Origin of the sequence: Streptomyces sp. NPDC007929, from assembly GCF_042959065.1 — a bacterium.
Lineage (GTDB): Bacteria > Actinomycetota > Actinomycetes > Streptomycetales > Streptomycetaceae > Streptomyces.
In genome coordinates, this window is sequence record NZ_JBIBKD010000005.1 from 1 (window position 1) to 15,004 (window position 15,004).

The window sequence follows — 15,004 nt, forward strand, 5'->3', positions numbered from 1 at the left end:
TCAGAATGTTTCCGATGGACGGGGTATCAACATATCTGGCGTTGACTTTTGGCACGCTGTTGAGTTCTCAAGGAACGGTCGCTTCCTTTGTACTCACCCTCTCGGGCTTTCCTCCGGGCTTCCCTTCGGTCTTGCGTTTCCGACTCTATCAGATCTTTCCGATCCGATTTCCTCGGTGCTTTCCAGGTTCCCGCTTTCGCGTTTCCCTTTCCGGCGGTTCCGACTCTATCAGATCCTTTCGGGCCTGATCCCCGGTCAGCGGGGTTTGTCCTCGCGGCCGTTGGGCCGTTCCGACGTCCCTAACCTTAGCGCGCCCTCTCGGCGATTCCCAAATCGAAGCCGGTGTGGAGTCGATCGGTCGTCGAGTCCCAATTCGAATTGAATTCGGGCATGCCGAAATCAACCCTGTCGGGAGGTCGAGCTGGTGGTTTGGGTGCCGCTGCTGCGGCGGAAGTGTTGTCGAAGAACCGTTACGGCTCGGCGGCAACCCGAAGAACTCTACGGATCGTCCAGGGCGCTGTCAACCAGCCCCTGTCAAGATCTTTTCAGCCCCGAGGTCGGTCCAGGTCGGTGAGACGTCCGCCGGCGTCCGGCTGGGCGTCCTCGACCCGTCGTAGGAGACGCGTGAGCACTTCGCCCAGCGCCGTGCGCTCGTCGGGGGTCAGGTCCTGGAGCAGGTCCTCCTCGAAGACCGACGCCAGGCGCATCGCCTCCAGCCACTTCTCTCGCCCCTCGGATGTCAGCTCCACGATGACGCGTACGCGGTTGGTCTCGTCTCGCTCACGGGTCACCAGGGATTCGGCGACCATGCGGTCGATCCGGTGGGTCATCGCGGCCGGGGTGAGGCCGAGGCGCTTAGCGAGGTCGCTCGGGCCCAGTCGGTAGGGAGCGCCGGAGAGGACGAGGGCCTTGAGGACCTCCCACTCCGTGTTGCTGATGCCGAGGGTCGAGGTCTGGCGGCTGTAGGCGACGTTCATACGGCGGTTCAGGCGGGACAGGGCCGAGACGATCTGCTCGACCTGGGGATCGAGGTCCTGGAACTCGCGCTGGTACGCGGCGATCTGCTCTTCGAGGGTCGGCTCGCTGGGGCCGGGGGTGTCGCCCATGTGCGCAGTATCGCACGCTCGTTCTTTGCCTTGAAGTCCTTGGATATGTACTCTTTAGCTTCGAACTTTAGCTTCGAAGTCTTCACTCCTAACTTGTGAGAGAGGTGAACGTGACCAGGGCGATGGGCGCAGCGATGCGCCGCATTCACGTGGGCAACGCACTCAGCGCGTTCGGGCTCGGCTTCACGGTCCCGTACCTGTACGTCTATGTGGCGCAGGTGCGAGGGCTGGGGGCCATGACGGCGGGTCTCGTACTCGCCGTCTTCGCTGTGGCGGCGCTGGTCGTGCTGCCGTTCGCCGGGCGGGCGATCGTCCGGCGGGGGCCGCTGCCTGTGTTGCTCACCGCCCTGGTCACCGCCGCCGTCGGCGCGCTCAGCCTGGGGGTCGCGAGCAGCGCGGCGGCGGTGCTGGTGTCGGCGTCCCTGCTGGGGGCCGGGCAGGCCGTGATGCAGCCGGCGCTCGCGACGATGATCGTGGACTGCTCGTCGGCGGACACGCGCTCGCGTGCCTTCGCCATGCAGTTCTTCCTGCAGAACCTGGGGCTCGGTGTCGGTGGTCTGATCGGCGGGCATCTGGTCGACACCAGCAGCGCCGCCTCCTTCACTCTGCTCTTCGCGATCGAGGCGGCGATGTTCCTGCTGCTGGTCGTGGTGATGGTGACCGTGCGGCAGCCGCACGCGCCGCGGATCGAGGGCGCTCCCCAGGCTTCGGGCCGGGGCAGCTGGAAGCAGCTGATGGGCAATCGGGCCATGGTGCAGCTGTGCGTGCTGGGTTTCGTGCTGTTCTTCGCCTGCTACGGGCAGTTCGAGTCGGGGCTCAGTGCGTACGGGGTCGAGGCCGCCGGGATCTCGACGTCGGCGCTGGGGACCGCGCTCGCCGCGAACACGCTGATGATCGTCGTCGCGCAGTTCGCCGTGCTGCGGTTCGTGGAGCGGCGCCGACGGTCACGGGTGATCGCCGCTGTCGGGCTGATCTGGGCCGTGGCGTGGGCCGTCGCCGGGTACGCGGGGCTCGGGCACGGGAGCCAGGAGATGGCGACGGCCGCGTTCGTGTCGACGTACGCGCTGTTCGGGCTCGGGGAGGCGATGCTGTCGCCGACCGTGGCGCCGCTGGTCGCGGATCTCGCGCCGGAGGGGATGGCGGGGCAGTACAACTCCGCGTTCGCCCTGGTCAAGCAGCTCGCGCTGGCCGTCGGGCCGGCGGTGGGCGGGCCGCTGGGGGCTTCGCTGCACGCGCCGTACATCGTGGCGTTCCTGGTGTTCTCGCTGGGGATCAGCGTCCTGGCCGTGCGGTTGGGGCGGCAGCTGACCGAGGCGCAGGACCAGCCGTGGGTCGGCAAGAGCCGGGTCGTGGCGCGGGGTGGGACGCCCGTCTCCGCGGAGGTCTGATCCCCGGCCCCTTCCCTTCTAGGCGGTCTGGGTGCGGGGCAGGGCGAACTCGCACCAGACCGCCTTGCCGCCGCCGGGGGTGCGGCGGCAGCCCCAGTTCGAGGCGATCGTGGCGACGATGGCGATGCCGCGGCCCGATTCGTCGCCCGGTTCCGCGCGGCGGCGTCTGGGGAGGTGGTCGTCGCCGTCGGTGACCTCGATGATCAGCCGTCTGTCCGTGCGGCGCAGGCGCAGTCTCATCGGCGGGGTGCCGTGCTGGAGGGAGTTGGCGACCAGTTCGCTGGTGGCCAGGACGCCCAGGTCGTGCAGGTCGGCGGGGAAGCGCCAGCTGGTCAGGACGCCGGAGGCGAAGGCACGCGCGCGTGGGGCCGCTTCCACACCGCCCAGGAGTTCCAGGGCGGCGTTGCGGAAGAGCTCGCCGTCGGCTCCGGTGCGGGCGGGGTGCTGGAGGACCAGGACGGCCACGTCGTCGTCGTGGTCGGGGGTCACTCCGGCGGAGCGGACCAGGCGGTCGCAGACGACCTGAGGGGTTCCGGTGGCTCCGGCCAGGGCGCGTTCCAGAGCGGCGATGCCCTCGTCCAGGTCAGCGTCGCGGCGCTCCACCAGGCCGTCCGTGTAGAGGACGGCCGTGGAGCCGGGGGTGAGGGGGATCGAGCCCGAGGTGTGCATCCAGCCGCCGGTGCCGAGCGGGGGGCCGGTGGGTTCCTCGGCGCGCAGGACCGTGCCGTTCTCGTCGCGGACGAGGATCGGCAGGTGGCCCGCCGAGGAGTAGATCAGCTTGCCCTCGTTCGGGTCGTGGATGGCGTACGCGCACGTGGCGATCTGGTTGGCGTCGATCTCGGCGGCGAGGCCGTCCAGGAGCTGGAGGACCTCGTGCGGGGGGAGGTCGAGGCGGGCGTAGGCGCGGACCGCCGTGCGGAGCTGGCCCATGACCGCGGCGGCGCGCACGCCCCGGCCCATGACGTCGCCGATGACCAGGGCCGTGCGGCCGCCGCCCAGGGTGATGACGTCGTACCAGTCGCCGCCGACCGCGGCTTCGGTGCCGCCGGGGTGGTAGGTCGCGGCGATGCGCAGGTCGTCCGGCTGTTCGAGCTCCTGGGGGAGCAGGGAGCGCTGGAGGGTGACGGCCGTTTCGCGCTGGCGGCGCTCGCTGGCGCGCAGGCGTTCGGCGGCTTCGGCGTGGTCGGTGACGTCGGTGGCGAAGACCAGGACGCCGCGGCCCTCGCTGCCGCCGTTGCCGTCGTCCTGGGTGACCGGGGTGCAGGTGAATGTGTAGGAGCGGCCGTCGGGGGCCTTGCGGGACTTGACCGTGCGCGGCTTGCCGCTGCGCTGGACCTGGTCCAGGAGGGGGAACAGGCCGAGGGCGTCCAGCTCGGGGAGCGCCTCGCGGGCGCGTTCGCCCAGGGGGCGTACGCCGAAGGCGCTCGTGTAGGCGTCGTTGACGTAGGCGATGCGGTGGTCGGGGCCGTGGACCAGGGCGACGAGGGAGGGGACGCGGTCGAGGACCTCACGCACGCGCAGTTCGTCGACGCCGGGTACGGAGGGTGACTCGTCGGTCGGGTGTTCGGCACGGGCGGCGGGCACGGAGCCTTCCCCCCGCCGGTCCGGGGAGGCCGTATGCTCGGTCCGCGCTGCGGCGCGGCGCTGCGTTCCGGGGAGCCGGGCGCTCCAGCGCGTGAAGTTCACGAATCCTTGCCTCGTGTAGTGGTCGGCGGCCGGCACCGGAACCGGCCGGGGCCCCTGAGGGCCCGCACCGGGGCGAGTGGTGGCACGCCCGCGATGGTGGACCAGTCTGGCAGTGCGCGGACCGGACCGACATCCGTCAGACGCCGGGCCGGCCGATGGAGTTCCTGGGTCCGGTCAGGACGACCCCTTCGGGTTGTTCGGGGGATCCAGAGAAGGCTTTCCACCGGCCGCGAGTTCGAACTCCGCCCGGGGGTGTTCGAGTGAACCCAGGGACACGATCTCCCGCTTGAACAGGCCGGCCAGCGCCCATTCGGCGAGCACGCGCGCCTTGCGGTTGAAGGTGGGCACGCGGCTGAGGTGGTACGCGCGGTGCATGAACCAGGCGGGGTAGCCCTTGAGCTTGCGCCCGTAGACATGGGCGACGCCCTTGTGCAGGCCCAGGGAGGCGACCGAGCCGACGTAGGCGTGTTCGTACGTCTCCAGGGGCTCGCCGCGCAGGGAGTGGACGATGTTGTCGGCGAGGACCTTGGCCTGGCGGACGGCGTGCTGCGCGTTGGGGGCGCACTCGCGGCCCTTGTCGTCGGCGGTGACGTCGGGGACGGCGGCGGCGTCTCCCGCTGCCCACGCGTGCGTGGTGCCGTCGACGGACAGCTGCGGTGTGCAGCTGAGGCGTCCGCGGCCGTTGCGGGGCAGGTCGGTGGCGGCGAGCACCGGGTGGGGTTTCACACCGGCCGTCCAGACGACCGTACGGGTGGGGAAGCGGGCGCCGTCGCTGAGGACGGCGACCCGGTCGGCGCAGGATTCGAGGCGGGTCTCCAGGCGTACGTCGATGTTGCGGCGGCGCAGCTCGGTGACGGTGTAGCGGCCCATTTCCTCGCCGACCTCGGGCAGGATCCGGTCCGAGGCCTCGACGAGGATCCACTTCATGTCCTCGGGCCGGACGTTGTGGTAGTACCGCGCGGCGTAGCGGGCCATGTCCTCGAGTTCGCCGAGGGCCTCCACGCCCGCGAAGCCGCCGCCGACGAAGACGAAGGTCAGGGCCGCGTCGCGGATCGCGGGGTCGCGGGTGGAGGAGGCGATGTCCATCTGCTCGATGACGTGGTTGCGCAGGCCGATGGCCTCCTCGACGGTCTTGAAGCCGATGCCGTGGTCGGCGAGGCCGGGGACCGGCAGGGTGCGCGATACGGAGCCGGGGGCGAGGACGAGCTGGTCGTAGGAGAGGCGCTGTCCGCCCGTGCCCTCCTCCTCGGTGGCGAGGGTGGTGACGGTGGCGGTGCGCTTGGCGTGGTCGACGGCGGTGACCTCGCCGATCAGGATCCGGCACCGGTCGAGGACGCGGCGCAGCGGCACGACGACATGGCGCGGGGAGATCGCGCCGGCGGCGGCCTCGGGGAGGAACGGCTGATAGGTCATGTACGGGTCGGGGGTGACGACGGTGATCTCGACCTCGCCCCGGTCCAGTTCCCGTTTCAGTCTGCGCTGCAGGCGCAGGGCGGTGTACATCCCGACGTAGCCGCCACCGACAACGAGAATGCGCGCACGTTCCTTCACCATCCCATGACGCACCCGTCGCTTGCGTTTGTCCACAGCCTCGACGAATTGTGTGACCGGAGCGGGAGAGCGCGCGGAGTTGGCCGGAATAGCGACGTTCTGTGCATCGATGCAGGTCAGAAGGGGTGGTGCGGGGGGCGCGCGGGGGCACATTCTGGACGTATGCGGCCCGTACTCCGATCGGTGGGCGCTCCGTGCGGAACCTGCCCCTTCTGAATTGACCCCCTCTCAACTATGTTCGTGTGTCGACGGGGTGTAGGGGGATGTGCTCACCGGGGTCCGCGACGGGCGGGCCGCGGGGACCGGGCCGTTCCCTCGCTCCGGTATCGAATGGCGGGGAGTGTCTCCGGGGGGAGACGTCATTACCGGGGGAATGCTTATGCGTGTTCAGGACTCTCATTGGTCGCCCGCGTCCGCGCTCGCGGCGGGCGGTATGACGATGAGCGCGGCGACGGGCAACGGACGCGACACGTCGCGGACGACGCCGCTGCGTGTGGACGCACAGCGCAATCTGGAGCACGTGCTGCGTGCGGCGCGTGAGGTCTTCGGCGAGCTGGGCTACGGCGCGCCGATGGAGGACGTGGCGCGGCGTGCGCGCGTCGGTGTGGGCACGGTGTACCGGCGGTTCCCGAGCAAGGACGTCCTGGTGCGGCGGATAGCCGAGGAGGAGACCTCCCGGCTGACCGAGCAGGCGCGCGCGGCGCTCGGGCAGGAGGACGAGCCGTGGTCGGCGCTGTCGCGCTTCCTGCGGACGTCGGTGGCCTCCGGCGCCGGGCGGCTGCTGCCGCCACAGGTGCTGCGGGTCTCGGTCGAGGACGGCGGCGCCGGCCCGCGGGTGCCGCAGCAGCGGACCCAGCCGGGCACGACGGAGCTGCGCCTGGTGCCGGACCAGCCGCCCGTGGCGGTCGCCGCGGTCCCGGCGGTCGCGGCCGAGGACGACGCCGGGACGGCGGCGCTGCTGGAGGTCGTGGGCCAGCTCGTGGACCGGGCGCGTGCGGCCGGTGAGCTGCGGGCGGACGTGTCGGTGTCGGACGTACTGCTGGTGATCGCCACGGCCGCGCCCTCGCTGCCGGACGCCGCCCAGCAGGCGGCCGCGTCGGCCCGGCTGCTGGACATCCTGCTGGAGGGGCTGCGCTCGCGACCGGCGTGAGCCGTGGCGTCGGTCGGTCATCGGGGCTTCGGGGCCCGCGGTTCGGGTCGGACAGGCCCGGGCCGGTCGGGCCCCGGGGCGTCCGGGTCCGGGGCTCGGGCGGGACGTGCGGGGCCCGGGCGAAAGAGGGAAGCCTTCCCCGCACGAGTGACGCCTAGTACTGCCGTGCGGTAAATCCCCACGGATGAGTGATGGTCCGAACGATGGGGTTCTGACCAAATGCCAATATGGCACGCTGACCCGGTGGTCTGGACGGGTTGGGCGGCTGGCGGGGGCTTTCCGCGATGAGCGGTGACGGGCGGGACGAGTCGAGCGACGGCGGGAGCGGCGACGCCACGGCCGCCGGACCGGTACCGCCGCAGGTACCGAGCCAGGGCGGACGCGCGAGCGTGCCGCCCGGCGGGCAGCCCGCCGACGGCACGGTCCCGGCCCAGCGCGACGGGCACGAGGACAGCGTGCTGCCGCCACCGCGCGAGATGCCGCCGTCCGACGCCGACCTCATCGACAGCATGCGCGCGGGCGACGACACGGCGTACGAGGAGCTGTACCGGCGCCACGCGCAAGCGGTGCGCCGCTACGCCCGCACCTGCTGCCAGGACGCCCACACCGCGGAGGACCTGACCGCCGAGGTCTTCGCCCGCATGCTCCAGGCGGTACGCGGCGGCGCGGGGCCCGCGCACGCGGTGCGGGCGTATCTGCTCACCTCCGTGCGACGCGCCGCCGCCTCCTGGACACGGTCGGCGCGGCGCGAGCAACTCGTCGACGACTTCGCCGTGTTCGCCACCCAGTCCGCACGCGGATCCGACGTGTCCGACGACGACACGCTCGAACTCGGCGCGGACGTACGGGCGATGCACCAGGCCGAGCAGTCCATGGCCATGCGGGCCTTCCGGTCGCTGCCGGAGCGCTGGCAGGCCGTGCTGTGGCACACCGAGGTCGAGGACGAGTCGCCCAGCGAGGTCGCCATGCTCTTCGGGCTGGACGCCAACGGCACCCGCGTGCTCGCCAGCCGCGCCCGCGAGGGCCTCAAACAGGCCTACCTCCAGGCCCACGTCAGCGCCGCGCTCACCGGCGACGAGGAGTGCGCCCGCTACGCCGACCAGCTCGGCACCTACGCCCGCGGTCGGCTGCGCACCCGGGCCGAGCGGGGGCTGCGCAAGCACCTGTCCGAGTGCGCGAAGTGTCGGCTGGCCGCGGTGCAGATCGAGGAAGTGGCCGGTGGGATCCCGGCGGTCGTGCCGGTCGCGGTCATCGGCTGGTTCGGCGCCGCCGGATATGCGAAGGCGGCCGGGCTCATCGCCGGGGGCGCGGGAGCGGCCGGTGCGGCGGGGGCGGCGGCAGCGGGAGGCACGACCGGTGGGGCGGGTGCGGCGGGCGGCGGTTCGGCCGGTGGGGGCGGTGCGGCGGCCTCCGAAGGGCTCGGCGCGCCGTTGAAGGCCGGTATCGCGGCCGGTGTGGTCGCCGTCGGGGTGGTGGCCGCGGTGGTGCTGGCCCTGGCCGGCAACGAGAAGCCGAAGGACGAGGCCAGAACCGCTCCTTCGCCGCCCGGACCGTCGTCGGTGGTACGCCCGGGCGAACCCACGCCCTCCCCTTCACGCCAAGCCCCGGATCCGCGCCCGCCGGGCATCGTCCCCGCACGCCACGAGACCCCCGCGCCGACACCGAGCACCAAGACCACCCCGGCCCCGGACCCGACCCCCACTCCCCCCGGCAAGCCCGCTCCCCCACCCGAGCCCACCGACCCGACACCACCCCCCGCCCCCACACCGACTCCCACTCCCCCGCCGCCCCCGCCGCCCGCCCCGGCCGTCTACCAGTGGAGCCAACTGTCGTACGACATCGACGGCGACGGTACGAAGCCCGAGATGCGGATCCATTCGAGCAGCTGGGTCTGGAAGCGGTCCGGCCTGTCGGTCGGCGACCAGCGGTACGCCCACGGCGTCACCGTGCACGGCCGCTCGTCCGTCACCATCGACCTCAACCGCTCCTGCTCGTCGTACGACGCCCTCGTGGGGGTGGACGACATGACGCTGAGGCTCGGCAAGGTGTACTTCTCCGTCTACGCCGACGGCGCCCGGCTCTGGCGGTCCCCGCTGGTCGAGGGCGGCGACCCGGCCGTGCCCGTCCATGTGAACCTCGCCGGGCGCAGCACGGTCCGGCTGGTGGTGGAACCCCGCAGCGCTCTGGACAACCTGATGCCGGTGGACTGGGCGGAGTCCAGGTTCACCTGCGGCTAGGCCCCCCGGCGCGCCCCCGACCCACCGCCCACCGCCCGGCGTCACCCGAAGGCCCGCTACACCCGGCGCACCACACCCGCCCCCGCGCCCAACGCCCCCCGCTGCGGGGCGATTCCCGCTGGTACGGCTCGTTGTCTGGCAGGGGTGCCCGTCCAGCAGGTGCCGCGGCGGGACAGCAGGCGGCGGAGCCACAGTTCGAGGGAGACCAAGTCCGCGAGGCCGTCCAGGGGCAGGGGTTCGCCCGCCGCAGCGCCCCGCAGTGCCTTGCGGACCACACGGGCCTCGACCAGACCCGCCTCCGCCAGCAGCGGTGTGTCGAACAGGGAGACCAGGGAATCCGACGCCACCCGCAGCCCCGTACGCTCCGCGGCCGCCGCGGTCGCCTGTGTCGGCGCACCCCAGCCGGGCGGCAACTCCCGGACGCCCGCCCCTTCCAGCACCGTGCGCAGGATCGCCGCCCGCGCCCCCGGCCGCACCCGCAGCGCCTCGGGCAACGCCCGCGCCGCCCGGACGACCTGGTTGTCGAGGAACGGCGCGTGCAGCCGCTGGAAGCGGACCTCCGCGGCCTGCTCCAGCACCCGCAGGTCCGCCGCATGCCGCGCCAGCGCCGCCCGGGCGCGGAAGTCACCCGGCCGCTGCCCCGGCCCCACCAGCTCGGACCGAGGGGTCGCCGCCTGAAGGCGAACCGATACTTCAGCGAGTGCCTCACCCGTCAGCCAGCGCGCGGCCGGCCCGGGTCTGCCCCAGGTCAGCGCGGCGAGCGAGGCGTCCAGCGCACCACCGGGCGCGTCGAGGCCATCGTCGGAGCGAGGACCGAGGAGACGCTCGGCGAGGGACTCCAGCCCGGACCGGTACGGCGTACGGGAGAGCCGGCGCGCCGCCGCGTACACCCGCGCGGGCACCAGCACCGACCCGTCCGCCTTGGTCAGCGCGGCGACCGGCCGTACGAGATGACGCCGACGGCGGTCCATCAGCAGGTCGGCGAGGCGCGCGGGATGGGCGTCCAGGACCTGCCGCGCCCCGTACCCCGTGAAGTGGTCCGCACTGCCCGCCGCCAGCCGGGCCCGGTGCCGCGCCGCCGACACCAGGCACGGCCCGGGTTCGTCGGTCAGCGGCCCGTCCAGGTCGGCGTACGGGAGGGTCTCCTCGCCGCCCGTCACGACGACGTGGTGGAGCCGCGGGTTCGCCGCCAGCGCGCCCGCCCGCTCCAGTTCGGCCTCCCGCCCCGCGACGGCGAGGTCGTTGAACGTGACGGCCAGCAGCCGCTCGCCCGCGCCGGTGCCGTGCCCCAGCACCGTGCCCGGCATACCGGGGAGCCCGGCGGCCAGCAGCGCCAGTGACCCGGAGGCCGGCCCGCCGGACAGGTCCGCGCCGATCCCCGGCACCGGCATCCCGCGCGCGGCCCGTCGCTCGGCGGGGCCCATGCCGGGCACGGGGCCCGGGTCCATGTCCATGCCCGGGACGTGCCGCGGAGCGGACAGCCGCGTCCGTACGGCTTCCACGAGCGCGTCGCGCACCGCGTCGACCGCGCTGTCGGGATCGGCCGGGGGCGCTGCGACGGCAAGTGAGGCGACCGGCTCATACCCGGCGATCTCGCGCGCCCCGGCGCGCAGGATCAGCGCATGCCCGGGCGGAATGCGCTTCACGCCGTCGTACGGCGTGGAGTCGTGCAGCGCGGCGGGCACGTCCGGAGCGGCCAGCAGCGCGGCGAGATGCCCGAAGTCGAGGTTGGCCTCGATGAGGTCGGCCAGCGGCAGCGCGGCGGTCGCGTACGCCGTACCGCCGGCCCACGGCGTGTGGAACACCGGCCGTGCGCCCGCGAGGTCGCCGCACACCGTGATCCGCCTGCCGACCTGGACGATCGCGGTGTAGCTGCCCGGCCAGGCGGTCAGATGCCGAAGTGCCCCACCGCGCGCGGCGAACAGCGCGACGCGCAGCTGCTCGTCGGTGGCGCCGCAGATGCCCAGGACGGCGATCCTGGTCCGGTCGTCGGCTTTCACGACGCGTACCTCGTCGGGGCGCCAGTCGCCGACCGCCCAGAGCGGATCGGGATCACCCCACAGGAGTTGGGACCCCACCGGGTGCAGCGTCTCACCCTCGCTGCCGGTCGCCCCCGCCGAACCGGCAGCGACGGCTCCCGCGGCGGTGCTGCTCCATCCCACCAACCACCGCATCGCCGCCTCCACAGGCTGTGGACAACCAGTGCACCGTACGAACCGGTTCACCATGCTGCCATGAAGGAAGCGTTCCAGAGGATGCCGACGCCGCTTGCGCTCCGCCGAATGCGCCCCGGCGGAGCCACCCACACCACCCCGAACCTCCCGAACACCCGCACACCGCCCACGAACTCGGACGGAGGAGACAAGAACGAGGAACAAAAAAACGACGACCAGCCACCGAACCAACCACCGACCGAAGCACCCGGCGAAGCACCCTCCGAGGAACCCACCGAAGCACCCACCGAGGCACCGAACGAAGCACCGAACAAGCCGCCCCCGACCACCCCCGCCACCACGAAGCAGCACAGCGCACCGAAGAACTCGCCAAGAATCAAGGCAGGCCCGCGACATGTCCGCGGTACGACTGCGACGCGAATGCGCCCCCGAAACGCGCCCTGTTCACGCCCGACGCGCCCTCAAGTGCCGTGGTAGGAGCCTTGATACCCGGCGATCGGCGGGGTCGATTTTCAGCCAAATCGGCGCGACGGGAGCAGCTTCGAACACGCTCCGTACAGGCCCGGCGTGACGCCACCCGGTCGCGCAGTCCGGGAGACGGAGCACGCCTCCCGGACCGTTCCGCCGCCCGCGGGGATGTAGGCGGCGGTGTCCCCCAGCCCACTGGATCCAGTACAGCGGGCCGACCCACGCAACGACCATGGAACCGCTCCCGCCGTGGCCGGAGAAGAGCGCACGGACAGGCGCACGGCCACACAGTGGGAGCACATCGCAACAGCCCGTATCTGAACCGTACTTCAGTACGGACCACAATCCCGCCAACCGGAACAATGCCCCTTAACGCTTGGGATCCGGCGAACTACGCTGGGTTTACGAATGCCGCGCGGTTATGCCAGTGCGGCAGCCGTCTGTGTCGAGGGGTGGCGCATGTCCAGGGAGCAACGCGGGCCGAACGAAAAACTCGGCGCCGTTCTCGCCCTCGCGGGAATCTCCAACGCGGGTCTGGCGCGGCGCGTCAACGATCTTGGCGCCCAGCGCGGCCTGACGCTGCGCTATGACAAGACGTCTGTGGCGCGCTGGGTGTCGAAGGGCATGGTGCCCCAGGGTGCCGCCCCGCACCTCATCGCCGCCGCCATCGGCCAGAAACTCGGCCGGCCGGTGCCACTGCACGAGATCGGCCTGGCCGACGCGGACCCCGCACCCGAAGTCGGCCTCGCCTTCCCGCGGGACGTCGGCCAGGCGGTCAGGTCCGCGACCGAGCTGTACCGCCTCGACCTCGCCGGCCGCCGGGCCGGTTCCGGAGGCATCTGGCAGTCGCTCGCCGGATCGTTCGCGGTGAGCGCATACGCAACGCCCGCCTCACGATGGCTGATAACCCCGGCCGACAGCTCGGTCGCGCGTGACGTGGGCCCCGGCGAGGGCTCCGGCGCACCGCTCAAAGTCGGCCACAGCGATGTGCAGAAACTGCGGGAGGCCGCCGAAGACGCGCGGCGCTGGGACTCCAAGTACGGCGGCGGCGACTGGCGTTCGTCCATGGTGCCCGAATGCTTACGGGTGGAGGCCGCCCCGCTGCTGCTCGGCTCCTACTCCGACGAGGTCGGCCGGGCCCTGTTCGGCGCCTCCGCCGAACTCACGCGGCTGGCGGGCTGGATGGCCTTCGACACGGGCCAGCAGGAAGCGGCCCAGCGCTACTACATCCAGGCCCTGCGCCTGGCCCGCGCGGCGGCGGACGTCCCCCTCGGGGGCTACGTGCTGGCCTCCATGTCACTCCAGGCCACCTACCGCGGCTTCGGCGACGAGGGCGTGGACCTCGCCCAGGCCGCCCTGGAGCGCAACCGCGGACTGGCGACGGCCCGCACCATGAGCTTCTTCCGCCTCGTCGAGGCACGCGCGCACGCCCGCGCGAATGACGCCCCGGCGGCCGGCGGCGCCCTGAAGGCGGCCGAGAGCTGGCTGGAGCGCGCCCGCCCCGGCGACAACGACCCGAGCTGGCTCGGCTTCTACTCCTACGACCGTTTCGCCGCCGACGCGGCCGAGTGCTACCGCGACCTGAAGGCGCCCCGCCAGGTCCGCCGCTTCACCGAGCAGGCCCTGTCGAAGCCGACCGAGGAGTTCGTCCGCTCGCACGGGCTGCGCCTGGTCGTCTCGGCGGTCGCGGAGCTGGAGTCGGGGAACCTGGACGCGGCGTGCGAGCAGGGGGTGCGGGCGGTGGAGGTCGCCGGGCGGATCTCCTCGGCCCGTACCACCGAGTACGTGAAGGACCTCCTGCACCGCCTGGAGCCGTACGGGGACGAGCCCCGGGTGGTGGAGCTCCGTGAACGTGCACGACCCCTGCTGATGGCTCCGGCGTAAACCCGGAACAGGCATACGGCCCGCCCCGCGTTTGAAGGCATTGTCAGTGGCGCAGTGCACTATCGAAGCGGGAGGTGGGGCGAGTGCGGACCACATACGACTGTGACGTGCTGGTGATCGGGGGCGGCATCGTCGGCCTGTCGACGGCGTACGCGATCACACGCGCCGCACCGGGCACACGTGTCACCGTCCTGGAGAAGGAACCGGGCCCGGCCCGCCACCAGACGGGCCGCAACAGCGGCGTCATCCACAGCGGCATCTACTACCGCCCCGGCTCCCTCAAGGCGCGCTACGCGGTGAAGGGCGCCGCGGAGATGGTCAAGTTCTGCGCCGAGTACGGCATCCCGCACGCGGTCACCGGCAAGCTGATCGTCGCCACGGACCGCGCGGAGCTGCCCCGCCTGCACGCGCTCGTGCAGCGAGGCCGGGAGAACGGCATTCCGGTGCGGGAGCTGGGCGGCCCCCAGATCGCGGAGTACGAGCCCGAGGTGCGCGGGCTCGCCGCGATACACGTGGGCACGACCGGGATCTGCGACTTCGTCGCGGTCGCCCGCCAGCTGGCGCACGGCTCGGGCGCGGAGATCCGCTACGGCACCCGGGTCGTGCGGGTCGACCGGCGCCCCGAGCGGGGAGTCGCCGTGCTCACGGCCGCGGGCGATGTCGTACGCGGGCGGGTCCTGGTGAACTGCGCGGGGTTGCAGTGCGACGAGATCGCCCGGCTCACCGGGGACGACCCGGGCATGCGGATCGTGCCGTTCCGGGGCGAGTACTACGAGCTGGCCCGGCCTGAGCTGGTGCGGGGCCTGGTCTATCCCGTACCCGACCCGGCGTTCCCCTTCCTCGGGGTCCACCTCACGCGCGGCATCGACGGGGGCGTGCATGTCGGGCCCAACGCGGTGCCGGCCCTGGCCCGCGAGGGGTACGGGTGGGGCACGGTCCGGCTGCGCGAGCTGGGCTCGACGCTGGCCTGGCCCGGTTCCTGGCGGATAGCCCGCCGGCACTGGCGGTACGGGGCGGGTGAGCTGCGGCGGTCCCTGTCCAAGACGGCGTTCACGGACGCGGTGGGGCGGCTGTTGCCCGGGGTGTCCGAGGGGGACCTGGTTCCGACGGCCGCGGGGGTGCGCGCGCAGGCGGTTCTCCGTGACGGGACCCTGGTCGACGACTTCCTGATCCGTGAGGGCGCGAGGACGGTTCATGTCCTCAACGCACCGTCTCCTGCGGCGACGGCGTCCCTGCCGATCGGGCGAGAGGTGGCCCGCCGAGCGCTGCACGCGCTGTGAGCTCCGGGGACGCGGCGTTGCTGCTGACGCCGGGTGGGTCCGCAGCCCGGCATCGCCACGTGCTGCTGCGTCGGTGCTGG

General features: G+C 72.4%; 9 protein-coding genes. 5 read left to right on the forward strand and 4 right to left on the reverse strand.

The window, feature by feature from the left end; genetic code table 11:
- Positions 1–545 precede the first annotated feature (545 nt).
- Positions 546–1,106, reverse strand: coding sequence for a MarR family transcriptional regulator (locus ACFZDE_RS17385; protein WP_390998020.1), 561 nt, complete (start codon positions 1,104–1,106; stop codon positions 546–548).
- A gap of 122 nt (positions 1,107–1,228) precedes the next feature.
- Between ACFZDE_RS17385 and ACFZDE_RS17390 the strand changes: the two genes are divergently transcribed.
- Entirely contained in the window at positions 1,229–2,494 is a 1,266-nt protein-coding gene (locus tag ACFZDE_RS17390) for an MFS transporter (protein WP_391201328.1), read from the forward strand.
- Between the two features lie 18 nt (positions 2,495–2,512).
- Here ACFZDE_RS17390 and ACFZDE_RS17395 read toward each other — a convergent pair whose 3' ends face one another.
- The gene (locus tag ACFZDE_RS17395; protein ID WP_391200528.1) at positions 2,513–4,180 is read right to left on the reverse strand and encodes a SpoIIE family protein phosphatase; all 1,668 of its coding nucleotides are present in this window, start codon (positions 4,178–4,180) and stop codon (positions 2,513–2,515) included.
- Between the two features lie 174 nt (positions 4,181–4,354).
- The gene (locus tag ACFZDE_RS17400) at positions 4,355–5,734 is read right to left on the reverse strand and encodes an FAD-dependent oxidoreductase (protein ID WP_390998025.1); all 1,380 of its coding nucleotides are present in this window, start codon (positions 5,732–5,734) and stop codon (positions 4,355–4,357) included.
- A gap of 376 nt (positions 5,735–6,110) precedes the next feature.
- Here ACFZDE_RS17400 and ACFZDE_RS17405 point away from each other — a divergent pair, with 376 nt between their 5' ends.
- Positions 6,111–6,881, forward strand: coding sequence for a TetR family transcriptional regulator (locus ACFZDE_RS17405; RefSeq protein ID WP_391200529.1), 771 nt, complete (start codon positions 6,111–6,113; stop codon positions 6,879–6,881).
- Between the two features lie 284 nt (positions 6,882–7,165).
- Complete coding sequence (locus tag ACFZDE_RS17410; protein WP_391200530.1) at positions 7,166–9,118, forward strand: sigma-70 family RNA polymerase sigma factor; 1,953 nt, start codon at positions 7,166–7,168, stop codon at positions 9,116–9,118.
- A gap of 56 nt (positions 9,119–9,174) precedes the next feature.
- Here ACFZDE_RS17410 and ACFZDE_RS17415 read toward each other — a convergent pair whose 3' ends face one another.
- Positions 9,175–11,292, reverse strand: coding sequence for an asparagine synthase-related protein (locus tag ACFZDE_RS17415; RefSeq protein ID WP_391200532.1), 2,118 nt, complete (start codon positions 11,290–11,292; stop codon positions 9,175–9,177).
- A gap of 927 nt (positions 11,293–12,219) precedes the next feature.
- Here ACFZDE_RS17415 and ACFZDE_RS17420 point away from each other — a divergent pair.
- Both ACFZDE_RS17420 and lhgO read left to right on the forward strand, forming a co-directional pair.
- On the forward strand, positions 12,220–13,644 hold the full coding sequence (locus ACFZDE_RS17420) for an MFS transporter (protein WP_390998036.1): 1,425 nt from the start codon (positions 12,220–12,222) through the stop codon (positions 13,642–13,644).
- Positions 13,645–13,718: 74 nt separating this feature from the next.
- Entirely contained in the window at positions 13,719–14,924 is a 1,206-nt protein-coding gene (lhgO, locus tag ACFZDE_RS17425; protein WP_390998039.1) for an L-2-hydroxyglutarate oxidase, read from the forward strand.
- The last annotated feature ends 80 nt before the right edge of the window (positions 14,925–15,004 follow it).